Origin of the sequence: Pelagicoccus sp. SDUM812003 (assembly GCF_031127815.1) — a bacterium.
GTDB lineage: Bacteria > Verrucomicrobiota > Verrucomicrobiia > Opitutales > Opitutaceae > Pelagicoccus.
This window is the reverse complement of the sequence record NZ_JARXHY010000005.1, coordinates 252,281-276,525: the sequence shown is the minus strand read 5'-3', so window position 1 is coordinate 276,525 and position 24,245 is coordinate 252,281. Positions and strand designations below refer to the sequence as shown.

The window sequence follows — 24,245 nt, the reverse complement described above, 5'->3', positions numbered from 1 at the left end:
GGAACGTTGGCGAGGGGCGAGGGACGGTTCCAGCAAAAAGTTCGAGCGGCCGGGCAGGATGGGGAGGGCGGAACAAAGCCTAGCGCTTAGGTTCTTAGCTATGTAGCCGATGTTGTTTGTACGGAGCGCTCTCCTGCTGGGTCGCTCCGCGAAGCGCAGGCCTTATCAAACGAGCTGATATGAACGAGACGAATGGGATAGCGGAGTCGAATTGGCTTTGGGGAGGAATCTGGATTTTCTACGCGTTTTTCTATGCGCGATACTTTCGCCACATGGCGAGCCGCCTCAAGCCGAAGCTGGAGCAGGTTGAGGTGCAGGGCTCTCCGGAGCGCTTGAACGCCCGAGCGATCTGGTGCTCGCGTTTCGCGTTTTTCATGATCATCCCAACCAGTCTGGAGCTCATCCGACCAACGGATTTCACCAGCGCCCTGATTTCCCTCGCTCCTTGCCTTTTTGGCCTCTGGGTGATGCGGGCGGTCTGGAAGGAAGTCTATCGATCGAAGGTCGCCAAGCCGGATGGAGAAAAGGCCAAGCTTTAGCGACGCCGTTCGTCTTCGAACCTCTTTTTTTGTGTAGGAAAAAAGGCGAGATCCTCGGATCTCGCCTTTCGTGTGAAACCTGATTTCCGGAAGCGTCGCTATTTGCGAGTCGAGACTTCGATCACGTCGTGAGGGGCGGATTCCTTCATGCCGGCGCTCGAAATGCGCACGAAGCGCGCCTTCTGCTTCAGCTCCGCGATGCTGGAGGCTCCCAAGTAGCCCATGCCGGATTGGATGCCGCCAGCCAGCTCCGCCAAGGTGTTGACGACGGATCCCTGCACTTCCTTCATGCCTTCGATGCCTTCCGCGGTGAGCTTGCGCGTGGTGTCCTTCTTGTCGTGTCCGTAGCGGGAGGCGGAGCCTTTTTTCATGGCGCTTAGGCTGCCCATGCCCCGGTACTGCTTATAGAGCTTGCCGTTGATCTCGATGATCTCGCCAGGCGCCTCGCGGCAGCCGGCCAGCATGCCGCCGAGTATGACCGAGTCGGAGAGGGTGAGAGCTTTCACGATGTCACCGGATTTGGTGATGCCGCCATCGGCGATGATGCGAACCCCCTTTTTCTTCGCTCCCTGAGCCGCCACGTACAGGGCGCTGAGCTGCGGGATGCCTACGCCGGCCACTACGCGGGTGGTGCAGATGGAGCCAGGCCCTTGGCCGATCTTGATGGCGTTTGCTCCGCAGTCGGCCAGGTACTCCACGCCGCTGGCGGAGGTGACATTGCCCGCGATGATGGTGAGATCCTTGAATTGCTCGCGCAGAAACTTCACCGAATCGCCCACTCCGGCGCTATGGCCATGGGCGGTGGAAACGGCGATGGCGTCCACGCGCTCGTTTACCAGATTGGTGACGTGTTCGGCGATGGCGTCCTTGTCGAGGCTGCCGTCCTCCTTGCGCAGAGTGGAGATGGCGGCGCCGACCAGAAGGCGGAAGTCGGAATCGCGAGCCGGTTTCAGCACCGACTGGGAGTCGCTCATGATGCGCTCGATGTCGGAGAGGGAGACTAGGCCCTTCAGCTTCATGTCGTCGTCGACCACCAGAAGCTTGTTGATGCCCAAGTGCTTGCTGAAGAAGGCGTCGGCCACCGAAATCGGGTCGTGCAGGATGTCTTTCTGATTGATGGTGTGTACCGTCTCGCCCGTATCCATGGCCTCCTTCAAGCTGAGGTGGCGATAGCGTTCCTTGACCACTCGGCTGCTGAGCAAGCCGGTGAGCTGTCCCTTGCTGTTGACCACCGGGAAGGTGCGGAACTTGTAGCCTTTTTCCTCGATCATGGCCAGCACGTCGCCCACGTAGAGGTGTTCGGGGATGGTGATCGGGTTGGGCAGCAATCCGTTGATGTGGTACTTGACCCGGGTGACCTGCGATACCTGCTCCTTGAGCGGCATGTTGTAGTGGATCAGGCCCATCCCGCCGCAGAGGGCCATGTTGATGGCCATCTCGTACTCGGTGACGGTATCCATGTCCGAGGAAAGGATCGGGAGATTGAGCTTCAGCCGATCGGAAAGCTTCGTGGCAAGCGAGGCGTTGCGCGGCAGGACTTCCGAATAGTTGGTGGCCAGCGAAACGTCGTCGTAGGTGAGCGCGGTCCCTTTCTGGGCATCGAAAAATACGTCCGCGTGGAGATAATAGTTGTTCTCGTTAAACTCTTCTGGACTTGGAGTTGCCATAGTCCCGCATAGGGAGGGGGGTGTTTTGAATCAAGAATTTTGATCGCTACGGGTGAAATATTTTGCCTTCGCCGGGGGAGGAAAATCAAATCGTCGCTTCTATGTATCGTTTTGATTACAAGGCGTATCGGCGGCCGTTCGCCAAGGCGTTCGCGAACGCGCGGGAGAGCTTCGCCACGCGAGAGGGCTTGTTGGTCCGGATGGAGGACCGCGATGGGCGGGTCGGTTTTGGGGAAGCGGCTCCGATCCCGTCCTTCGGTTCGGAGAGCTTCGTCTCGGCCCTCGCCGCGGCTCAGGCCCTCGGTGAGAGAGTGTCGGTCGAGCAGCTTCAATCGCGAGAGCTGGCTGGCTGCCCCTGCCTCCGCTGGGCTTTGGAAAGCGCTATCGATTTCCTGAAGAGGGAGGGCGATCGGCCCAAGCTGGAAAAACCGTGGCCGGTGTGCGGGCTGATGAGCGACCTGGAAGCGAACGAAGCTCTGGAGCAACGCCTCGCGATGCACTACCGCTGTCTGAAGTTCAAGATCGGCAAAGGATCCTTTTTGGAGGAGCGACGAGCTTTGGAGCGGGTGATCGACCTGGCCGGCGAAAGCGTGCAGCTGCGCCTCGATGCCAACGCGTCCCTTACTCTGTCCCAGGCTCGGGCGTGGATGGAGGCGGTGTCGGAGCTGCCGGTGGAGTTTCTCGAGCAGCCGCTGCCCAAGGGGCAAGAGAAGGAAATGCGGCGGCTCGCGGGCGACTTCCCCACCGCGATCGCCTTGGATGAATCGGTCTGCTCGGTGGACGATCTCAAGCGATGGCGCGACGAGCAATGGCCGGGCGTCTTCGTGGTCAAGGCCTCGCTGAGCGGCGGCTTTGAAGACCTGCGTCAGGAGCTGGGCCAGGGAGACTGCGACTGCGTATTCTCTTCCGCGCTGGAAACCATGGTGGGCGCCGGGGCGGCGATCGATTTCGCCATCCGCAACGCCAGCCAGCGCCGCGCTCTGGGATTTGGAGTGGAGAAACTGTTCGCGGATAGAAACGTTGGTTTAGCGTTGGGACCCTTCTTGCAAAATGGGGATCTGCCGGGTATCGATTCACTCGAACGCTTGTGGAACCAGATCTAGACAGACTTCTCGACTTCGAATCCGGCGGCGGGCTTTTTCCGCAGTTCGAAACCTCATGGAAAAACGAGTTCGCTGCCGCGGCCGAATGGGTCGATCGAAGCCTTGGCGGGGCGGTCACCCGGCCTCGCATCGCCTTGAAACTGGTGGACCCGCAAGCGTTTTCCGCCCTTTTTCTGGCCTTTTGTCGGCATGAGGTGGATCTTTATCTCTTCAATCCGACCTGGGGTCGTGGAGAACTGGATACGGCGATGCGAATCGCGAGACCGCATGCCCTGATCGGGGAATTCCGATCGGGAAGCTTCGCGAGCGAGCCCGTACCCATGGGCGTGCCCGGCGGCGAGCGGATCGAGATGGGAGCCAACAAGCTCCGGGTGATGATTCCGACCGGTGGAACCACAGGGCGTATCCGCTTTGCCATACACGATTGGAGCAGCCTGGCAGCCGCGACCTACGGATTTCAGCAGCACATGAATTGCGCGGGCATGGCCGCTCATTGCGTGTTGCCGCTCTATCATGTCAGTGGCTTCATGCAGCTGGTTCGAGCCTTGCTGACTGTTGGTAAGATCGCTTTTGGCAGATTGGAGTCCTTCGAGGAGACGCATCGCTGCCTGCTCTCGGTCCCGCATGGAAATCGATTTCTTTCGTTGGTGAGCACTCAGCTCGAACGCGTGATGCGCGATGAGGCGAAGCGCGACCTTCTGCGCTCCTACAGCGCCATCTTCGTCGGGGGCGGCCCAGCTCCCGTCGGGCTATTGGAGGACTGTCGGGAAAAGGGGATCCCGCTTGCTCCCACCTACGGCATGACGGAGACCGCGGCCCAGGTGGCGACGCTGCTTCCCTCCCAGTTTCTGAAAGGAGAGCTCAGCCAAGGGAAACCGTTGCCGCATGCTCGAATCGACATTGTGGCGGAGGAAAGCCCGAGCGAACGTGTGGCCCCAGGCGAAATCGGGCGGATACGAATCGGTGGCGGGTCGTTGTTTCGCGGATACGCAGGAGAGGATCCATCCAAGCGCGAGCCAGCCATCGTGACCTCCGATCTGGGACGCTTCGACCAGCAGGGAAATCTCACTGTGCTGGGGCGCATCGATCGCGTCATCATAAGCGGTGGGGAGAAGGTGAACCTGCGTCAGATCGAACTCGCTGTCGAAGGTACGGATCTCGTTCGCGACGCAGTCGCGTTCGGAATGGACGATGTGGAGTGGGGGCAGAAGCTCGCTTTGGCCTACGTGCCGAAAGCTGCGTTTGTAACGGAAAAGGCGATACGCGAGTCCCTGATGAAGGAGCTGGCTAGCTTCAAGATCCCGAAAGTGTGGATTCGATTGGAGCGGATCCCGAGGAACGAAGCGGGCAAGCCCATACTTGCGGACTTGCAGTCGTCGGCGGCCAGCTAGAAGCTCGATCCTTGCAGCGGCAAACCGAGGACATCGAATGAACAAGAGCGACATAGCAGACGTATTGAACGAGATCGGAACCTTGCTGGAGTTGAAAGGGGAGAACCCGTTCAAGATCCGCGCCTACCAGAATGGAGCCAGAAAGCTGGAGACGCTGGAGGGAGATTTGGGGGAGCTCGTCGAAAACGGCCGGTTGAAGGAAGTCGCCGGTTTTGGCGACGCTTTGGTGCAGAAGATTTCCGAGCTTTACACCAGCGGTCGGTTGGAGTTCTACGAGAAGCTCAAAGCCTCCGTGGAGCCGGGCCTTGTATCCATGCTGGAAATACCTGGCCTGGGAGCGAAAAAGATCAAGGCGGTTCACAAGGAGCTGGGTGTGACGTCGGTCGAAGAGCTCAAACTGGCTTGCGAGGAAGGCAAGGTCGCAGCCTTGAAAGGCTTCGGCAAGAAGTCGGAGGAAAAGATACTTCAGGGAATCGCCAATCGCGAAGCGTACGGGAAACGTCATCTTTGGTGGGACGCTTTTCAGGTGGCTGAGCCCATTCTCGAAGGGCTTCGAAAGCTGCCGCAGGTGGCGAAAGCTTCCCATGCGGGCAGCCTGCGTCGCAAGCGGGAGACGGTGGGCGACCTGGATTTCATCGTTGGCTCGGACGACCCCGCCCCGATCATGGATTGGTTCGTCGGGCAGGAGGGGGTGAGAGAGGTCACCGCCGCGGGCAAGACCAAGTCTAGCGTGCGTTTCGAAAACGGTTTGCAAGCGGATCTGCGGGTAGTGCCTCCCAAGCAGTTCGCTTTCGCTTTGCACCATTTCACTGGATCCAAGGATCACAACGTGATGATGCGTCAGCGAGCGCTTGGCAGAGGGCTTAGCCTGAGCGAGTGGGGCTTGAAGCCGGTGGAGGAAGAGTCGTTCGACAACGGAAAAAGCGCGGCTTCGGAAAAGGAGCTTTTCGCATTGTTGGATCTGGAATACATCCCGCCGGAGCTTCGCGAGGGCATGGGCGAACTGGAAGCGGCGGAGGGCGACGGTTTTCCAAAGCTTCTCGAAGCGAGCGAGCTTAAGGGAGCGTTTCACAATCACACCACCGCGTCCGACGGACGCAATACCTTGGAGGAGATGACCGCCGCCGCTCAGGAGCTAGGTTGGGAGTATTGGGGCGTCGCCGACCACTCCAAAGCCAGCTTTCAAGCCAACGGACTCGACGAAGATAGGGTGCTCGCTCAGCTGGAAAGCATTCGGAAGCTGAATGCGAGCAAACGCTACGACGCGCGCGTCTTTTCGGGAGTTGAGTGCGATATTCTGAGCGATGGCAGCCTCGATCTAGATGAGTCCGTGTTGATGAAATTGGACTACACGGTCGCCTCCATCCACATCTCCATGACGCAGCCAGAGGACGAGATCACCCGGCGCATCATCAAGGCGATCGAGCATCCGGCCACGACGATGCTGGGCCATTTGACGGGCCGCATTCTTCTCAGAAGAGAAGGCTATAAGGCCAATGTATCCAAAATCATAGACGCGGCCATAGCCAACGATGTTGTCGTCGAGCTCAACGCGAATCCACGCAGGCTCGATATGGATTGGCGCTACTGGAGGCGGGCCGCTGAAAAGGGGTTGATCACGAGCATCAACCCCGACGCGCATCGGACCGAACATTTTCAGTTTGTGGAAGCCGGCGTGAACTCCGCCCGTAAAGGCTGGCTTACGGCTGAGAGCGTGCTGAACACTCGGTCGCTGGCTGAAGTGACGGCGTTTTTGTCGCGCAAGCGACCGCACTTGAAGACCTGATCGTCGCGCTGAAGCGGCCGGGGGAGGCGATACGTCGATCAGTTTTCCATGGTCCCGGAGGAACCGAATGGCTTGCTCGCCTCCGAGTTCAGCTGGATCGAGGAAATCTGCCGCTCGAAATAGCGCAGCGCGATGTCGACTCGGGCTGCTAGATCGCGGGTCTCGAGAAGCCTTTGATTCACAAACGAGCTGGGACAGCCGCATTGCATGGCGAGGTGTACCATGGTCTCGAGGTCGGGAGCCGCCTGGCAAATCTCGATCATGGAATTCCGTTCCAGACCGCTCAACTCCTCGAGCTTGGAGAGCAGTCGAAGAAGCCTTCTTTTCAAGAACTCGGCCGCTTCGGTAGGAATCGCCCCTTGGCTCGGAACTTCGGAAATCCTGGCAAGCGGATAGGGCGCGGATGAGAGATTCGCTTCGATAGCGACTCGTTTCGCCCCGAGAAGCATGAGCGTGGAAGTGCCATCGCTATTTAGGGCGCTCATGCGAACGATGCCAGCGGTCGCGATTCTTAGGAGACGGGTCTTGTCCTCTTTCGATGGATACGTGGCTTCGGCGTCGCTGTTCGCCAGCGCGAACATGCGGTGGCTCGCCAGGACGTCGGCAAGCATGCGTCGATACCGTTTCTCAAAAATGTAGAGCGGTACCACAGTATTCGGAAGAAGAACGGTGCCACTCAGCTCCATCACTGGGAGCGCCTCTGGCAATGGAATTTGCATAGATCGGGTTGAGCTATCCTATTTGGTTTTCCCGCAGAGGCAAATGCCCGGGGGAGTATTTACACGAGGTGTGCGGGCGTGACACGATTTTGGCGGCCAAATGTAAAAAGTGGGACATCGGGTGAGACAAAATGGCCGGATTTTCAAGGGCGACCTGTAGGCGGTTTGGGGGATGTAAAATTTTAAGTCATACATTATCAATGACTAGCGGATTGATTTTAGGGTTGTGGTACGTGGATTGCACAGGGCGATGTCATGGGACGTGTATTAGGTATAGATTTAGGAACAACAAACTCCTGCATGGCAGTGATGGATGGCGACGAGCCAGTCGTAGTGCCAAACGCGGAGGGTGCTCGCACGACGCCGTCGATTGTCGCGTTCAGCAAAACCGGCGAACGACTTGTCGGTCAGGCTGCTAAGCGGCAGGCGATCACGAATCCGAAGAACACCATTTTCTCGGCCAAGCGTTTGATTGGCCGCAAGTACGACGAGGTCCAGGAAGAGGCTTCCGGCCTGCCGTACAAGATAACCAAGGCGGACAACGGCGACGCCTACATCGAGTGTCAGGTCGGCGACAAGACGGAGCGTTTCGCCCCGCAGCAGATCTCCTCGTTCGTGCTCGCCAAGCTCAAGGCCGACGCGGAAGCCTACCTCGGCGAATCGATCACTGAAGCGGTGATCACCGTTCCGGCGTACTTCAACGACAGCCAGCGTCAGGCGACCAAGGACGCGGGCAAGATCGCTGGCCTGAACGTGCTTCGCATTATCAACGAGCCGACTGCGGCCTCGCTCGCCTACGGACTGGACAAGAAGTCGGAAGAGAAGATTTCCGTGTTCGACCTTGGTGGCGGTACCTTCGACGTCTCGATCCTCGAGATCGGAGACGGCGTTTTCGAGGTCAAGTCCACCAATGGCGACACCATGCTGGGTGGCGACAACTGGGACGAAGCCATCATCAATTGGATGGTCGACGAATTTAAGAAGGAGAACGGCATAGACCTGAAGGGCGATCCGATGGCGTTGCAGCGCTTGAAGGAAGAAGCGGAGAAGGCCAAGATCGCGCTTTCCTCCGCGACAACTTACGACATCAATCTTCCGTTCATCACTGCGGATGCTTCCGGGCCCAAGCACCTCAACATCCAGATCACCCGCTCGAAACTCGAGCAGATCACAGACAGTCTTTTCGCCCGTACCAAGGTTCCTTTCCAGAACTGTTTGCGCGACGCGGACCTGTCGTCTTCAGAGGTGGACGAGCTTGTCCTCGTTGGCGGCATGACGCGCATGCCCAAAGTGGTAGAGATCGCGACCGAGCTTGCGGGCAAGAAGCCGCACCAGGGAGTGAACCCGGACGAAGTGGTCGCCATCGGCGCAGCTATTCAGGGCGCGGTGCTCAAGGGCGACGTGCGCGACGTGCTGCTGCTGGACGTGACTCCGCTCACGCTCGGTATCGAGACCGCTGGCGGTGTATCCACTGCGATGATACCGAGAAACACCACAATTCCAGCCAAGAAGTCTCAGACCTTCTCCACCTACGCGGACAACCAGCCGTCTGTGGAAATCAAGGTGCTGCAGGGCGAGCGTCCCATGGCGGCGGACAACAAGGTGCTTGGAACCTTCCACCTGGACGGTATCCCACCCGCGCCGCGCGGCACGCCGCAGATCGAGGTCACCTTCGACATCGACGCTAACGGCATCCTCAACGTTTCCGCTAAGGACAAGGGTACTGGCAAGGACCAGAAAATCACCATCACTGGCTCCGGCGGACTCTCAGAGGACGAAGTGGAAAAGATGACCAAGGACGCCGAGCTTCACGCCGAAGAGGACAAGAAGCAGAAGGAAGCTGTGGAAAACCGCAACCAGCTCGACTCCTCCATCTATCAGATGGAAAAGATGCTGGGCGAAGCGGGCGACAAGCTGCCGGCTGATAAGAAGGCTCCTCTCGAAGGCGCGATTGCCGACGGAAAGAAGGCTCTCGAATCGGGCAATCCGGACGAGATCAAGTCCGCCTTGGAAAAGCTCTCGAAGCTCGGAGCCGAGCTGTACCAGCAAGCGGCTGCAGCGGGAGCCGGTCCGGACATGGGCGGAGCTGGAGCGCCTCCTCCTCAAGGTGGAGCCGACGCCGGCGCCAGCTCGAAGAAGGACTCCAAGCAAGACGATGTCGTGGACGCCGACTTCGAAGTGGTCGACGACGACAAGAAGGACTAGTATTCAAAATTTAGAGACGCTGCGTGGTTTTCGCGCAGCGTCTCGCCTGCTCAACCAATTGTAATCTCTAACAAACCGAAAACTCAAAAATGAGCGCATCAACATCAGTGAAAGTAAAACCTCTAGGTGATCGCGTGCTTATCAAGCACATCGAAGAAGACGAGCAAATGCGTGGTGGCATCTACATCCCGGATTCCGCCAAGGAAAAGCCGCAGGAAGCGGAAGTAATCGCCCTAGGCACTGGCGCGAAGGACAGCGATGGCAAGGCTATCGAGTTCAACGTGAAGGTTGGCGACCGCGTTCTCACCAGCAAGTACGGTGGCACCGAAGTCAAGATCGACGGCGAAGTCTACTTGCTTGTTCGCGAGGACGACATCCTCGGCGTTATCGAAAGCTAGTCGCTTCCAGATAAACTAGTAACTGCAAAAAAACGTAACCAATTTTAAGATACAATGGCTAAACAACTGCTTTTTGATGACAAGGCACGTCAAAGCGTTCTTCGCGGTGTGGAAACCCTCGCGAAGGCGGTTAAGGTAACGCTCGGCCCGAAGGGTCGCAATGTCGTGATCGACAAGAAGTTCGGCTCTCCGAACGTAACTAAGGACGGTGTCACGGTCGCTAAGGAAATCGAACTTCCCGATCCTTACGAAAACATGGGCGCCCAGATGGTACGCGAAGTCGCTTCCAAGACGTCCGACTCCGCTGGTGATGGCACCACGACCGCGACCGTTCTCGCCGAGTCGGTCTATCGCGCTGGCCTCAAGAACGTAACTGCTGGCAGCAACCCGATCTATCTGAAGCGCGGTATCGACAAGGCTGTTGAAGCTGCGGTCGCCGAGCTCGCCAAGATCTCCAAGGCGGTCGAGTCTCGCGAAGAGGTCAAGCAGGTCGCTACCGTTTCCGCCAATTGGGATGCCACCATCGGCGACATCATCGCCGACGCCATGGACAAGGTGGGCAAGGACGGAACGATCACTGTCGAAGAAGCCAAGTCCATCGAAACCACTCTCGACGTGGTCGAAGGCATGCAGTTCGACAAGGGCTACCTCTCTCCATACTTCACCACCGATGCGGAGACCATGGAGGCAGTGCTTGAGGACGCATACATCCTCATCCACGAAAAGAAGATTTCCAACCTCAATGACCTGCTTCCGCTGCTCCAGGCCGTAGCGAAGACCGGCAAGCCTTTCCTCCTCATCGCTGAGGACATCGAAGGCGAAGCCCTCGCAGCGCTGGTGGTTAACAAGATCCGCGGCACGCTCAACGTTTGCGCCGTCAAGGCTCCTGGCTTCGGCGACCGCCGCAAGGCAATGCTCGAAGACATCGCTGTGCTCACTGGTGGTCGCTGCATCACTGAAGACCTCGGTCTCAAGCTTGAAAACGTCCAGGTTAGCGATCTCGGTACCGCCAAGCGCGTCACCGTCGACAAGGAAAGCACGACCATCGTTGAAGGCGCCGGATCCGCAAACGAGATCCAAGGCCGCGTGAAGCTGATCCGTCGTCAGATCGAAGAAACCTCTTCGGACTACGATCGCGAAAAGCTGCAGGAGCGCCTGGCAAAGCTCGCTGGCGGTGTAGCTGTGATCAACGTCGGCGCCGCTACCGAGCCTGACATGAAGGAAAAGAAGGCCCGCGTGGAGGATGCTCTGCACGCTACTCGCGCTGCGGTTGAAGAAGGTATCGTCCCAGGTGGCGGTGTCGCTCTGATCCGTGCCGCTAAGGCCATCGACTCTCTCAAGCTCGAAGGCGACGAAGCGATCGGCGCTCAGATCATCAAGACCGCGGTTAGCGGTCCGATCCGTCAGCTCTGCGCCAACGCAGGTGTGGAAGGTTCCGTAGTGGTCAAGCAGATCCTCGAGAGCGAAGGCAACATGGGCTACAACGTTGCTACCGACACCTACGAAGACCTGCTTAAGGCTGGTGTGGTCGATCCGACCAAGGTGACTCGTTCCGCTTTGCAGAACGCTGCTTCCATCTCAGGTCTGCTTCTCACTACCGAGTGCATGATCACCGACATTCCGGAAGAAAAGTCTTCTGGTGGCGGCGCTCCGGACATGGGCGGCATGGGCGGTATGGGTGGCATGGGCGGCATGATGTAAGCCTAGCCTCGATACACCGTTTTCTATTCGATTTGGAGCGACTCTCGAAAGAGGGTCGCTCCTTTTTTTTCTAGTCGCTCTCCATTCAAATCAGGAGCGCCGCGGCTCATCCGTCTCCCGCGCCGATCGCGCAAGATGGGCTTCATTCAGTTCGCTTGGTGACGCCAGCCGAACGAGCCTAGCGCTTCAAGCGCTTGAAAAGGGCGAGGCTGATGGTGACGATCAGTAGTTCGAAGACTAAATGGGAGTCGTCGGGAACCACAACGGATGGCGGCGGCGGGGAAATTTCAGGAGGGGTCACGTTCCACACCATGGGTTGATCCGAAAGCGGCGCTGGCCCTCGCCGTACGCGGTAGACTTCGATGCTTTCGATCTGAAAGGGTCCGGACTGGCCCAGCAGCGAAGAGCTCTGGTTCTTTGCGCCGAAGCTGTGATTGCGGGCGGAACCGCTTCGTAGATCGGGATTGATCACTAGGTCGCCCTGTCCGAATTCCAAGCCGTACTCTGAAGGGTCGCGATGGTAGGAAGGCCCTGAGCCCGAAGTCCTCTCCCATTTGAGCCCCCGCCCCAGATCGAATATGAAGCGCCCAGCGTTGCTTTCGTATTTGCCGAACCAGGACTTCCAATTGTGCGGATTGTAACCGCCGATAACTCTGGACTGCCGGTCGTAGGGAGCTTTGACGCTCAGGATAGTGACGGTCGGGCCCGCCTTGTCTACGGCCCGATGCAGGTCGACGGAATCGAGCGGCTCCCCATCCTCGCCACCATCGGGATAGTAGCCGAAAAGGAGCTCGAACTGAGCGTTTTGGTACGGGAGCCAATCTCTAAGCTGTTCGGTTTGACTGGGAGTCGGCGATGCCGGGGACAGTGGGACGATCGCCAGGGCTAGGCCTGCAGCGAACAGTTTCAAGAGGGACCCGCCTTGTTGTTTGGAGTCTGTGCGCATCTCTCTGCAAAAGAATAGCTTACTCTCTCCTAAGCCGTTTGTGAACAAAAATTTACAAATTGATAACTCTTTTACCCAAGTATCAGGTATCTTATTACAACAGGTCTTAGGTGTTTCTGTCTAAGATCGGTGCCCTCGTGCCGGTTGTAGGGGATTGCCTGATACTCTAGATTGGCATTGGATTGGAGGAGCTCCTATTGCTCACCGTCCAAAGAGTCCGATAGCCTGTCCAGAAATCCGCAAATCCCTAGAGATCCTCCGTTGTAGATGAAAAGGGAAGGCGTTGATTGATCGTTCTCATGAAGGAACTGTTCCGCTGCGAGGTAGTGCTTCACCGAATAGATCGGATCCATCAATAGGCCTTCCGTTTGGGCGATGCGGTGGCAGGCTTGCAATACGCTGGCATTGGTAGCGCCGTACTTGGCTGCAGTTGGGGGAACGAGAAAAACGAATTTCGGTCGCTCGCCCAGAGGCAGTGAGAACTTCCCTTCGAATCGCTGCTCGAATCGCCTCAGTTGTTCCAAGAAGTTCTCTGCTTCGCCGGCGATGAGCGTGATGACGATTTCCCTTTGTCGGCAGCGTGGATCGAGCAGCCTCAATCCGAGCAGCAAGCCGATGGCGCTCATGCCCGTCCCGCTGTCGATGAAGATGCGCTCGAAGAAGGTGTCGTCTTCGGCTTCGTTGCGCAACAGATCGCTGGCGAGGCTCATGGCACCGGGCAGAGCCTCAAAGCATAGAGCCCCTTCTGGAATGAGGAAGCTCGCTTCCTTGGGCAACAGTTCTTGCGCCACGGTTTCCACGGACTGCCACTCGGATCGCGGGATGCGTCGGATCGAATTCGGCGGGGCTAGCATCGATAGGAAAAGGGCGTTTCCACGCTTCCTTGCATCCGCCGCTTCGCGAAGGAACAAAAGCGGCTCGACGCCTTTTTCCTTCAGTAGTTGAAGGATCCCTACGAGGTTGTTGGAATTGGGGCCGCCGATCAGGCCAACGGTCCTGATTTCGTTCCGATCTAGATACGGAAGCAAGCTGGCGTATTTGCGCAGCTTCGAGCCGGTGACGCCGGAGCTTAACTCGTCCTCGCGTTTGATATATGTCAGTCCGCTAGGGAGCTGGTGGAATCGAGTGGTGCGAGCGAGAGACCAGTCGATCAGTTTCGCGATTGCCTCTGGCAGCAAGGGATTCATGTTTCGAAACGCTTCAATTCTTGTCGCAGCGCGTCGACATCTATCCCTGCAGCCGCGAGGCGGTCGATCCGGCTTCGCAGTGCGTTTAGGCTGCGAGCGTGGGCGATCGTATCTGGATGTTGGGTACGGTGGGAAAACGTGGCCCGTATGGCTTGCGCTTCTTGGATTGTGGAGTGGGTCGATTCGTCTACGGACGATTGGATAAAGCGTTCCCAGATGTAGTCGATCGCAGCATCGGAAGGGTGGGCAAGGTCTTCGCGGAAAAACCGATAGTCGCGCAGCTCGTCGATAAGGATTTCGTAGGCAGGAAAGTAGTAGATATTCGGATACGAGATCTCCAGTTTATGTAGGGAGAGCAGCAGCGCGGACTTGCTGAGGTTGTTCTGACGCAATCCGTCTCGCGTGTGTTTGACGGGACTAACGCTGCAGATGATTCGAAGGCGCGGATTCGCAGTGGAGAGATGGGCCAGCATCGACCCGAGCTCGCCGGTGATCTCCTCCACGCTGAGAAGACGCTTTTCGAAACCCTCAAGCGGAAGACGGTGGTTGTGCCCGACGAATTGCTGGGTTGATTGATGCCAGTAGGCCCAAGCGGAACCTAGGGTGAGGATCAAATACGAGGCGTCTGCAAGGCGCTGGCCGAGCTCGGAAAGTTGGCGGTTGGCCAGGGAAAGCGCCGCTTCGCGCGATGTGCGGGCCAAGTTGCTGTGAATGGAGAAGTGTCTCCAGAGCTCTTGATAGAGGAAGAACTCTTGCTCCTGAAACGGACGTTGCTCGAGGGCTCGTTTCACCAGTCCAGCGAGGCTGATCGGATTGTAGAGCGTACCCAGTGGGTTGATACAAATGGGAAAGAGCGCCTCTTGGAGCTTCTGTCCGATCGATTCGGCGAAGCACGAACCGAGGGCCAGACCCTGTTCGGACAGGGCGATGGGCTTGGGGTGGGGGGGAATGTCGACGATCGTTCGGAATTTCACGGCACCAGTGTGACCCGCTGTCTAGGAGAGCGAGCGAGCCAATGCGAGCGCAATCCGGAGCTCGTTCGGTTCTAGAAGACGCTGTTGGTGGCGGACGAGGCTTTGAGGCCGGTCTTGATGAAGAGGCAGGTCTCGAAGGGTACGAAGAGCTCGATGGAGCTGTCGTTTTCGACGTAGCGAATAGCGCTTCCGTCGAGGTCCAGTGGCTGCCAACTTTTCATATCGTCGCTGCAGAAGAACTCCAGCTCGAGTCCGATCGCGGCTGCTGGGATGGTATCCTGCTGCGAGGCCTTGTCGTAGAAGAGCAGCATGCCGGGCTTGCCGTCTTCGGTGGCGCGCCGCATCTCGGTCCACTTGAAGGCGGAGGTGGGCGTGAGCACTACTTCGCGACTGAAACTGTCGCCGCTGGTCGCCCTGAGCTGAGCGGAAATCTGTCCCTGCTGGTTGACGCTTTTGGGAGCGATGATGCAGTCGAGAAGGTCGAGACCTTGCGGCAGCGCTTCGCTCGGCTGGTTGGCGAGAAAGACGCTTAAATCGATCGATCCGGTCGTCTCGGTCCAGAGCAGGGGAGCGTAGCCGATTTTGCCCTTTTGGTCGAATACCTCACCGTAGCCAGCGACCACGCCCTGTTCGTTGATCGCGTAGGCTCGGGTTTGACCGCGACCGCCATCGAAGCCCGGGATCACGGTTCCTTGGGCAGTGTTCATGTTGTAAACGTAGGCTTCGCGCCCGCGCTCTCCGACGATGAGGCCCGCGTTCGAGACGTCGCGAGCGGTGTGGTTGGCGGTGGAGAAGAACGCGGCGTCCAGTTCGTCGAGCGAATGGGTGCCGAAGGCTTCGCTGTGGATGAAGCCATTTTCGTAGTAGTGGTCAGGGGAGTCGCTGAAGTAGCGGTTGTAGATGCCTACCACTGTGCCCTGATCGTTGATGGCGCTCGGAGTGGTGCAGGACGCGAAGCCCACCGTGTCGAGCGGCTGAATATCTACGCGGCCCGTTTCGAAGGACCACACGAAACCGCGGGTGGCGATGGGAGCGCCATCGAGGTAGCTGCGGGTGACGCCGATGGACGCTCCCTTTTCGTTGATGCCGTAGAGTGTGGTGTAGCCGGCGCCGTTTTCGTCATGGTCGCCGATGTCCTCGAGGTCGACCAGCCCATTGGTGGAGTCCCAGTAGAAGGGGAACGTCTGGTAGTTCATGCCGCTTTCGCCGCGAACCAGGTAGGTCTTCGAGCCTACGACCTGGGTGTAGCTGTTGATGGAGGAAGCGGTGAGGCGGGACAGGGTGGCGGGGAAATCGCTGCGAGCGTCGACGATTGCGGTGGTTCTGCCGTTTTCCCAAATAGCGAAGGTGGCGAGGCGATTGAGCAGGGTCTGTCCTTGCTCGTTGATCTCGTTGCCGCGGATTTGGGTCTGAGTCGGCAGGCTGCCGTATACGTCGGGAACGATCAGCTCGTACTTGACCTGAGCCTCGAGGCGAAGGGCGGGCACGAGCGAAAGACCGATGAGCGCGAGGCTGAACAGCTTGTTGAGGGAGAGACTGATGGATGCGGTACGCATGATATTTCTCTAAGCACACTGAGAACTGGCGTTCTCGGGCCGTAGAAATGCATCAGATGCGCCACTATCCTTAGCAGTTTTTTTACACTCCGCAAGCTATTGATTCCGATCGGCTTATAAGCCGTTGAGTAGTGCCGTTCATTTTGAAACTAGAGGGTTTCCTTGTTAAGGAAACCGACGCTTTTCAGGCCGTTTGCCAGATTTTACAGAATGGAGCTGAGCGCGAGTGACGGCCGGCTGCAGCTTGGCGGGTGCGGACTATTTCGCCAGCAGGCCTTTTACGGTCTCTTCCAGGCCCTCGTTCAAGGCCTGGTAGCCGACCGGTTTCATGTGCAGCGTGTCGATGGCAAACTCCGGCTTGATGTAGTCGCCTTGGCGGAGAAAAACGTCGCAATCCACCACGGTGATGGCCGGCTCGTCTAGCGCCAGGAGACGCTCGTTCAAGGCGTCGATGGCGGGATTGACCTCGTCGGACCAGAGCGGCGTCCTGAGCAGCTCGATCGGGGCTGGTGGAAAGATGGTCGTGATCAGCGCCTCCGCTCCCGAATTGCGGATGGCGCGGGCGATTTGCAGGATGTTTTGATAGGTCTGCTGCTCGATCTCGGATTTGCGTTCCGGCATCATGGCCATGGCTTTTAGGTCGTTGTCGCCCATTTGCATGATGACGAGGTCGGGATCGAGCGCGAGCACGTCCGACCGCAGGCGGGCCTTGATCTGAGGGGTCGTTTCGCCGCCAATGCCGCGATTGATGATTTCCACGTCGCCCCAATTTTCGGGGATTGCGGTTCTCCACATGTTCGCCCGCGATTCGCCGAATACGATGATGCGCGGCTTCTGTTTCTCTCGCGAGCTGACTTCGGCGTTTTCCTGAGCGTACCGTTTCAGGTCGATTGGGTCGATGCGAATGGCCGCTTCGCGGGTGTAGAAGTCGATGGCCTTGTTGAAGAGAAAGTAGTTCCCTATCAAGGATCCACCCAAGGCGATCGCCAGGGCAATGAGGAGGGTTAGGCAAAGCTTAGGACGAGCAGCCATGCCCACGCAGGCTGTTCGCCGGGCATGGGACTGCAAGCAACTAAGTACGTGGGTCTGCTATATTTCTTCGTAGTGGAAAAAATCGAAATCCGCGGGGGCGCGCCTTCCTGTCAGGTCCTGGGCGCAGAGTCCAACGAACGCCCCGGTGAAGCCAAGGGTGAAATAGTCGTCCGAAAGGATGCTGGCGTCGAGAACCGGCCCGATTTCCTGCCAGGATTCGCCGTCGAGGGAGTAGCTGAATTGGAGATCGTCGGTTTTGATTTCCGCGCGGAGATAGACGGATCCCTCGTTGGGGAGGGAGGTTTCGCACTCTGGAATTTCTCCATCCTGTCCGGAGTCGGAGCGGATGATACCGATGTGGCGGCCCAGTCCTTCGTCCATGGATACGCGAAGATAGTAGTGGTTTTTGGTATCGTAGTAGGCGACGAGTCCAGCCATCTGCTTGAAGCTGTCCGGTTGGAAGTCCAGACAGGTCGTGGCGCGTGTGGTGAAGCTTTGGATACGCCTAGCGATCAGGCTCTGACGGAAATTGGAGGTGGTCGGCTCCTCCCCATATAGGCGCAGCCAGCCCGGCCGCGCTTCGAGGTCCAGCCAGCTGGAGTCCACCGGTCGTCGCAGACTTTGAAAGTGTGGATCGAGCTGCGTCGTGTCGAATTCGATACGGCGCGTGCTGCGGTCCATGGCGGGCGAGGAGATGCCCTCGAATTCGGAGTTGTCGACCTCGGTTGCGGGCACGCGTCCCCCTTGAACGAGACGTGGCCAGCCATCGTCGCTCCACTCGAATTTCTGGATAGCGGTCTCGCGGCCGAGCATGCAGCGGCGTTCCTTGCGCGGGCGACTGCACAAATGAACCGCGTACCAGGTGCCAAATTGCGTTTCCACCAGCGAGGCGTGACCCGCTTTTTGCAGCGGGGCGTCGAGGTTGTAGCGGGAGGTCAGAAAGGGATTTTCGGGGTCGACCTCGTAGGGGCCGTCGATGGTTTTGGAGCGGGCCATGGTGACGGCGTGCTCCCACCAGGTGCCGCCTTCGGCGACGAGCAGGTAGTACCAGCCGTCTTTTTTGTAGAGATGCGGACCTTCGGTGAGTTTGAGCTCGGTACCACGGAAAATGTTTTTGCGTGGCCCGACCAGTTTGCCGGTGGTTTCGTCGAACTCCTGAAGCAAGGTGCCGGCGAATTGGTTTTTGCCCACCCGATGGTCCCAGATCATGCTCAGGTACCATTTGCGTCCGTCGTCATCGTGGAAGAGCGAAGCGTCGAAGCCGCTGGAGTCGAGGTAGATGGGCTCGGACCATGGGCCCTCGATAGTCGGGGCGGTGGTCAGGTAGTTGTGGGTGATCTTGTAGCGCGAGTCCGCCCACTGCTTCACGTCGGTGTAGATGAGATAGAACGTGCCGTCGCAGTGGCTGAGGCAAGGGGCCCAGATGCCGCCGGAATTGGGATTGCCGATCATATTCAGTTGGCTGATACGATCCAGCGGGCGGGCGACCAGCTGCCAGTTTGCCAGGTCGCGCGAATGGTGGATTTGCACGCCGGGAAACCACTCGAAGGTGGAGGTGGCGATGTAGTAGTCCTCGCCCACGCGCACGATGGATGGGTCGGGATTGAATCCGGGGAGAATCGGGTTTTGAATCATCTACAGTATAGGGTAGGCGGTGAGTTATCTAGGAGGGGAGATGTGGCTACGTTAGTTCTCTTCGATCAGCGCTTTGATGGTAGGCAGGATGGCGGCGTTGATGCGTTCGTAGCCTTCCGGCGTTGGATGAAGAAAGTCCCCCATGATCTCCTTGGAGATGGTGCCGTCGTCTTCGAGCAGGGCGTCGCCAATATCGAGGATGGTCACGGTGTCGTCGGCAAGGGTTTCGATCAGTGTATTCACAACCTTGACACGCTCGCGATTTCTGGTGCCGGGCTCCTGTCCGTAGGGGAAGACGCCAAGCGTCAGAATCCTGGCTTCGGGAAAGGAGGTGCGAAGCTGCTCTAGGTTGGCTTTCACGCCGGCGAAAACTTCTTGGGCGGAATCGTCGTTGTGCAGAAAATTGTTAACGCCGATCAGCAGCACGACCAGTTTGGGACGCAGCGATCCGGTGGCTCCATTTTGCAGGCGCCAGAGCAGGTTCTCAGTCTTGTCGCCTCCGATCCCTATGTTGACGGGTTGCAGAGGGGCGAAGTCGCGTTCCCACGCGGGAGCCCATTCCCAGCCTTGGGTGATGGAGTCACCCGCGAAGACGATGGCCGCTTCGCCTTTTTTGGCGGCTTCGACGTCGTCGGCGTGGCGGCGGTACCACTCCGCGATGGACATCCATTCGAATTCGGTGCCGCGGGGGATGGGTTGCACTGCGCGTTGAGCGAACACGTCACCTGCCAGAAGCAAGCAGGCGAGGAGGGTTAGAAGGGGGAGAGATTTCATAATTGGGAGGTCTGAAAACGGGAAGCTAGTTCGATTAGCGAATACGGCAACCCTTTGCTTGAGATCCCGAGTGGCGAGATCGTTCACACTTTCGACCACCGTCCGCTCGGAGCCAGTCTTTTTGCTCGGCATGCTCGTCCTGACGTGAATGCTGACCGGGATGTCGCAAGAGATCGTCACGGAAACGCTTCAGCGCTTCGTCGTGGAAAACGCTGGCCGCTCGCCGAGCGAAATCGTGCTGATGAAGAATCTGCCCGATGGCGTCTGCCCGAAGTTCGCCGCCCAGCAGATCAAGGCCCGCCAGCGAATGGGCAAGAAACTGCCTTCGTGGCTGGCGGAGCCGCGCGTGGCCTTTCCTCCCAGTCTTTCTCTGGAGCAGTGCTCTTCGGAAATCGCGGCTCGGTACAAGGCCAGCATCGTGCAGGCTGGAAAAACGGCCTGCGATTTGACGGGCGGTTTCGGAGTGGACGCTCGTTTCTTGGCGGAGCGGTTCGAGCGTTTGGACTATTTCGAACGAGATGCCGAGCTGGCGGAGCTGGTACGCTGGAACGCGAGCGTCTTCGGATTGGAAAGCACGTTGCAGGTTTGCCCGGAGTCGGGATTGGAGCGGTTTCGCGACCCGAGCGTTCGCTACGATCTGACCTATCTCGACCCTGCCCGGCGCGACCAGCGTAGTCTCAAGGTCTCCGCGCTGGAGGATTGCGAGCCGAACGTGCTGGAGTACTGGAGCGATTTGCTGGCTCGGTCCGGTCGGGTCATGATTAAGGCGTCTCCAGGCTTGGACATTTCGCGAGCCCTCGAGCAGCTGCCATCGGTCTGCGAGGTCCATGTGGTAGCGGTGCAAAATGATTGCAAGGAGCTGCTTTTGATTGGGGAGGAAGGGTTCAGCGGGGATGCTCGTATCCACTGCGTGAATATCGGCCCGAGTCTCGAGGAAATCGATACGCTGAGCTTCACGCTTGCGGAGGAGGGCGCGTTGGAAGGGAAGTTCGACCGACCTGAGCGCTACCTTTACGAGCCCAACGCGGCGATCATGAAGGCCGGCGCCTTCAAGACGCTCTCCGAGCGAATCGGGCTGGCCGCCCTGAATCCGCGGACCCGCCTCTACGGGTCCTACGAGCTTTTTCGCGGTTTCCCCGGTCGTGTATTTGAAATCATAGGACGCGGCTCGCTGGAGCCGAAGTCCGCCAAGGCTTTGTTTCCCAAACGAAAAGCCAATGTGATCTCGCGCAACAGCGGAATGAGCGCCGAGGAAATGCGCAAGAAGCTAAAACTGAAGGATGGGGGAGAGCTCTTCGCCATCGGCGCCGCGGTGACAGGCGTCGGGCGCGAGTTGTTCGCCTGCCGTCTGGTCGACGAGTAGCGGAAAGGATATTATGGATACGGACGAGGAAAAGGAATTCGAATGGGCGGCGAAAGAGATGGAAGCCTTGCTGCAGCGCGTGCGGTGCTGCCAGTTGGCGACGGTTTCCTCCAGCGGTTCGCCCCTCGCTAGCTACGCCCCTGTCTTCGTCGACGAGGAGCGACGCTTCTATGTCTTCGTCAGCGCCATCGCCAAGCACTACGGTCACCTCAAGCGGAGCGGCAAGGCCAGCTTGAGCATGATCGACGACGAGTCCGCTTCGGAAAATCTCTTCGCTCGCAAGCGTCTCACGGTGGATTGCGATGTCGCGTTGGTTGAACGCGATAGCGAGGCTTGGCTGGAAGGAACGGCAGGTTTGCAGCGGCGAGGAGGCGAGACGATGGGATATTTGAAGGAGCTGTCGGACTTCGATTTGTTTCGCTTGCGCGCCAGTGAAGGGCGACTGGTGCTCGGCTTTGGCAAGGCCTATCGAGTGAGCGGAGAGCGATTGGAAACGATCGCCTATTTGGGCGCCGGCGGGCACCGAAGCAAAAACTCGTCGAAATGACCTAAATTCTACAAAAAATTTCCTTCAGCTCTCCCAAGCTTTGCGAGAGTATGCCGCCCGGTCTAAGGTTAAATCGCTTCCCCTTAGGCTGCATTTTCTCATTCCTACCCTCAACAAGAACCCCGTATCCCTATCAATCGATACCCTCTACTATGGCTGCACTTGAAGTAACTCTATTCATTGTCGGAGTCGTGAGCGTCATCGGACTCGGCATTTGGAAAAGCCGGGACGAAGACACCAGCGGCGAAAAAGGCGCTAGCGACTATTTCCTCGCTGGACGCGGGCTGACATGGTGGCTGGTCGGTTTTTCGCTGATCGCGGCGAACATTTCCACCGAACAATTCGTCGGCATGTCCGGCTCATCGGCCAATTGGTTGGGCATGGCCATCGCTTCCTACGAATGGATGGCTGCCTTGACCCTGATCGTGGTGGCCTTCTGGTTCCTGCCTCGTTTTCTAAAAGCGGGTCTCTACACCATCCCCGAATTTCTCCAATACCGCTTCGACGGCGTCGCTCGCATGGCCATGGCCATCCCGGCCATCGTGACCCTGGTGTTCGTGACCACCTCGTCGGTCATCTTTTCCGGTGCGAAGTTCGTTTCCGAATACTACAACGACGTTCCGGTGATCAGCAATCTCACCGCCATGTGCTGGCTGATCGCCATCTTCGCGGCGGTCTACGTATTCATCGGCGGTTTGAAGGCCTGCGCTTGGACCGACCTGATTTGGGGCGTGGCCTTGGTCTTGGGCGGCGTGGTCGTCGCGTTTTTCGCTTTCAGCGTGCTCTCGGAAACGCCTGCTGAGGAGCTGATCGCGACCAAGGTGGCGAACTCCAACGCGACGGTGCAAGATCTGGAAGCGGCCGGTCCATGGGAGCGCTTCATGTTGCTCAACGATGGAGTGGACGGGGAGGCCGTGGCGAAAAACGGTCCCAATGGCTCCGGTGGCAAGGTGCACATGGTTCGCCCCAAGGAGGACTCCGACATTCCATGGACAGCATTGCTGATCGGCCTGTGGATCCCGAACTTTTTCTACTGGGGACTGAACCAGTACATCGTTCAACGAACCCTCGGCTCCAAGTCTTTGGCGGAAGGGCAAAAGGGAATCGTGTTTGCGGCCTTCTTGAAACTGATCATTCCCTTCGTTGTAGTGATTCCGGGGATACTCGCTTTCAACTTGTTTAGCGGCGACTTGCACGAGTCGGCTGCGGAGCGAAATCTGAGAACGTTTTCGTCGGCGGAAGCGAGCGTGGTTTTCGAGGTGGATGAAGCGTTTGTGGAACTCCAGCCGGATCTCGCCATGAAGGCCGCTGCCAAGAACCTCACATTGGCAGGGGCGTCTGATGTCGATTTCAGCTCGCTACCTCCGGATGAACTCGCGAGCAAAATTAACGAGCTCGCGATTGCCGCGACGAAAAAGGACAGCAGCGTCACCGTGGCGAACAAGCTCGTTGGCTACGACTACGACTCCGCCTTTCCGGTCTTGGTACGCAATCTGATTCGCCCGTATCCATGGATCTCCTGGTTCGTGCTGGCGGCTCTCTGTGGAGCGGTGATCAGCTCGCTGGCGTCCATGCTCAACTCCGCTTCGACCATCGCGACGATGGACCTCTATGCCAAGTTCTCCGGACAGAAGGATCCGTCGAAGCTGGTGAAGGTCGGACGGTTCTTCGTAGTCGTATTCGTGATACTGGCAGGGCTGGTCGCCCCGAAACTCGATAATTTCGGAAGCATCTTCGCCTACATCCAAGAGTTTCAGGGCTTCATCTCGCCGGGCATTCTCGCGGTCTTCATCTTTGGCTTCTTCTCGCCGCGCACGCCGCGCTATTTCGGCGCCGTGGGCATAGCCACCAATGTAGTGGCCTACGGTCTGTTCAAGTGGGCCCTTGGTCCCTGGCTGGTCTCCAATGGCTGGTGGTACTCAGACTCCATGGCCTTCCTCGACCGCATGGCGGTCTGCTTCTTCATCGTGCTGATCGTCGGCGCCATCCTCACCAAAGTGAGCCCAATGGCAAAGCCCGTCGAAATGCCGGAAAACAAGGAGATCGCTCTCGAGACCTCCCCGATCGCCAAGTTCTGGGGCGTCGTGGTCGTGGTAGCGACCATCGGTCTCTACGTGGTGTTCTGGTAGGGACGGCGATCCGAACCGAAGCCTAGACTTTCAAAGCGAGCCTCTTGCGGGGGCTCGCTTTTTCGTTTTTAGAAAGAGAGCGAGGTTGCGGACGTTCCGTTCCGGTCGCTTGACTTCGAGCTTAGGGCTCACGTTCAGCTGGCACCATTGGAAAACGATCCAGCATCTCCTGCTCGATCTTTCGAGGCCGGCCGGTGCCGCGGTCGATATAGACCCAATCCGATTCTCCGCTGGCGATAGTGGCCCCATCGGATTGGCGCACGAACTTGTACTTGCGCAGGGCGTTGAAATGGCGAGCCCGACTGGGCCAGGTGTAGGCGATCAGCGTATCTCCCTCCATCGCAGGACGGTGGTATTTGACGAAGTGCGAGCGGATGAACCAAGTGGCGTTCATCTGCTCCAGCTTGGCATCGTCGTATCCAACCGCGATGGAATGGGCATGGGCCACGTCTTGCATCCACTGCAGGTAGGTGACGTTGTTCACGTGGCCGTTGGCGTCGATGTGCGAGGCGTCCACTCGGATCGTCTGCTGGAAGACCGCATTCATAGTATGATCGTTCTAAAAGGTGCCGCCTGCGTGTAAAGCGTCTTCG

General features: G+C 58.2%; 20 protein-coding genes. 10 read left to right on the top strand and 10 right to left on the bottom strand.

Features of this window, described 5'->3' with window-relative positions:
• Positions 1-179 precede the first annotated feature (179 nt).
• The gene (locus QEH54_RS09545) at positions 180-539 is read left to right on the top strand and encodes a hypothetical protein (RefSeq protein WP_309018438.1); all 360 of its coding nucleotides are present in this window, start codon (positions 180-182) and stop codon (positions 537-539) included.
• A 98-nt stretch (positions 540-637) separates the two neighbouring features.
• On the opposite strand, the gene QEH54_RS09540 is transcribed toward QEH54_RS09545, so the two are convergent.
• Entirely contained in the window at positions 638-2,206 is a 1,569-nt protein-coding gene (locus tag QEH54_RS09540; RefSeq protein ID WP_309018437.1) for an IMP dehydrogenase, read from the bottom strand.
• A 101-nt stretch (positions 2,207-2,307) separates the two neighbouring features.
• Here QEH54_RS09540 and menC point away from each other — a divergent pair, with 101 nt between their 5' ends.
• From menC to polX, 3 genes are read left to right on the top strand one after another with little or no spacing between them, the layout of a single operon-like run.
• Positions 2,308-3,309, top strand: coding sequence for an o-succinylbenzoate synthase (gene menC, locus QEH54_RS09535; protein ID WP_309018436.1), 1,002 nt, complete (start codon positions 2,308-2,310; stop codon positions 3,307-3,309).
• Positions 3,294-4,700: an AMP-binding protein gene (locus tag QEH54_RS09530; RefSeq protein ID WP_309018435.1), complete on the top strand. Its 1,407-nt coding sequence runs from the start codon at positions 3,294-3,296 to the stop codon at positions 4,698-4,700. Before menC ends, QEH54_RS09530 begins: the two co-directional genes overlap by 16 nt.
• A gap of 37 nt (positions 4,701-4,737) precedes the next feature.
• On the top strand, positions 4,738-6,486 hold the full coding sequence (gene polX / locus QEH54_RS09525) for a DNA polymerase/3'-5' exonuclease PolX (RefSeq protein ID WP_309018434.1): 1,749 nt from the start codon (positions 4,738-4,740) through the stop codon (positions 6,484-6,486).
• Positions 6,487-6,524: 38 nt separating this feature from the next.
• Here the strand turns inward: polX and QEH54_RS09520 are convergent, their stop codons facing one another.
• Entirely contained in the window at positions 6,525-7,205 is a 681-nt protein-coding gene (locus tag QEH54_RS09520; RefSeq protein WP_309018433.1) for an LON peptidase substrate-binding domain-containing protein, read from the bottom strand.
• A gap of 255 nt (positions 7,206-7,460) precedes the next feature.
• On the opposite strand from QEH54_RS09520, the gene dnaK reads away from it, so the two are divergent.
• From dnaK to groL, 3 genes are all read left to right on the top strand, one after another.
• Positions 7,461-9,410: a molecular chaperone DnaK gene (gene dnaK / locus QEH54_RS09515; protein ID WP_309018432.1), complete on the top strand. Its 1,950-nt coding sequence runs from the start codon at positions 7,461-7,463 to the stop codon at positions 9,408-9,410.
• An 89-nt stretch (positions 9,411-9,499) separates the two neighbouring features.
• The gene (locus tag QEH54_RS09510) at positions 9,500-9,808 is read left to right on the top strand and encodes a co-chaperone GroES (protein ID WP_345785646.1); all 309 of its coding nucleotides are present in this window, start codon (positions 9,500-9,502) and stop codon (positions 9,806-9,808) included.
• Positions 9,809-9,862: 54 nt separating this feature from the next.
• Positions 9,863-11,509 (top strand): chaperonin GroEL, encoded by a 1,647-nt coding sequence (gene groL, locus QEH54_RS09505; protein ID WP_309018431.1) that lies wholly within the window; start codon positions 9,863-9,865, stop codon positions 11,507-11,509.
• Positions 11,510-11,687: 178 nt separating this feature from the next.
• Here groL and QEH54_RS09500 read toward each other — a convergent pair whose 3' ends face one another.
• The 7 genes from QEH54_RS09500 to QEH54_RS09470 form a co-directional block, all read right to left on the bottom strand.
• Positions 11,688-12,419 carry a TLD domain-containing protein gene (locus tag QEH54_RS09500; RefSeq protein WP_309018430.1) on the bottom strand — a complete coding sequence of 244 codons (732 nt, stop codon included), beginning with the start codon at positions 12,417-12,419 and terminating at the stop codon, positions 11,688-11,690.
• Positions 12,420-12,649: 230 nt separating this feature from the next.
• Positions 12,650-13,642, bottom strand: coding sequence for a hypothetical protein (locus tag QEH54_RS09495; protein WP_309018429.1), 993 nt, complete (start codon positions 13,640-13,642; stop codon positions 12,650-12,652).
• Positions 13,639-14,616, bottom strand: a complete 978-nt coding sequence (locus QEH54_RS09490) for a GSCFA domain-containing protein (RefSeq protein ID WP_309018428.1) — start codon at positions 14,614-14,616, stop codon at positions 13,639-13,641. Before QEH54_RS09490 ends, QEH54_RS09495 begins: the two co-directional genes overlap by 4 nt.
• Before the next feature lie 71 nt (positions 14,617-14,687).
• On the bottom strand, positions 14,688-16,172 hold the full coding sequence (locus QEH54_RS09485) for a hypothetical protein (protein WP_309018427.1): 1,485 nt from the start codon (positions 16,170-16,172) through the stop codon (positions 14,688-14,690).
• Positions 16,173-16,430: 258 nt separating this feature from the next.
• Positions 16,431-17,204 carry a GDSL-type esterase/lipase family protein gene (locus QEH54_RS09480; protein WP_309018426.1) on the bottom strand — a complete coding sequence of 258 codons (774 nt, stop codon included), beginning with the start codon at positions 17,202-17,204 and terminating at the stop codon, positions 16,431-16,433.
• Between the two features lie 57 nt (positions 17,205-17,261).
• Positions 17,262-18,839 (bottom strand): glycoside hydrolase family 43 protein, encoded by a 1,578-nt coding sequence (locus tag QEH54_RS09475; protein WP_309018425.1) that lies wholly within the window; start codon positions 18,837-18,839, stop codon positions 17,262-17,264.
• 51 nt (positions 18,840-18,890) lie between these two features.
• Positions 18,891-19,613, bottom strand: coding sequence for a GDSL-type esterase/lipase family protein (locus QEH54_RS09470; protein ID WP_309018424.1), 723 nt, complete (start codon positions 19,611-19,613; stop codon positions 18,891-18,893).
• A gap of 160 nt (positions 19,614-19,773) precedes the next feature.
• On the opposite strand from QEH54_RS09470, the gene QEH54_RS09465 reads away from it, so the two are divergent.
• The 3 genes from QEH54_RS09465 to QEH54_RS09455 all read left to right on the top strand — a co-directional run bounded on the left by QEH54_RS09465 (position 19,774) and on the right by QEH54_RS09455 (position 23,652).
• Positions 19,774-20,976 carry a hypothetical protein gene (locus tag QEH54_RS09465; protein WP_309018423.1) on the top strand — a complete coding sequence of 401 codons (1,203 nt, stop codon included), beginning with the start codon at positions 19,774-19,776 and terminating at the stop codon, positions 20,974-20,976.
• 13 nt (positions 20,977-20,989) lie between these two features.
• Complete coding sequence (locus QEH54_RS09460) at positions 20,990-21,523, top strand: pyridoxamine 5'-phosphate oxidase family protein (protein ID WP_309018422.1); 534 nt, start codon at positions 20,990-20,992, stop codon at positions 21,521-21,523.
• A gap of 152 nt (positions 21,524-21,675) precedes the next feature.
• Entirely contained in the window at positions 21,676-23,652 is a 1,977-nt protein-coding gene (locus QEH54_RS09455) for a sodium/solute symporter (protein ID WP_309018421.1), read from the top strand.
• A gap of 121 nt (positions 23,653-23,773) precedes the next feature.
• Here QEH54_RS09455 and QEH54_RS09450 read toward each other — a convergent pair whose 3' ends face one another.
• Positions 23,774-24,199 (bottom strand): thioesterase family protein, encoded by a 426-nt coding sequence (locus QEH54_RS09450; RefSeq protein WP_309018420.1) that lies wholly within the window; start codon positions 24,197-24,199, stop codon positions 23,774-23,776.
• Positions 24,200-24,245: the final 46 nt, after the last annotated feature.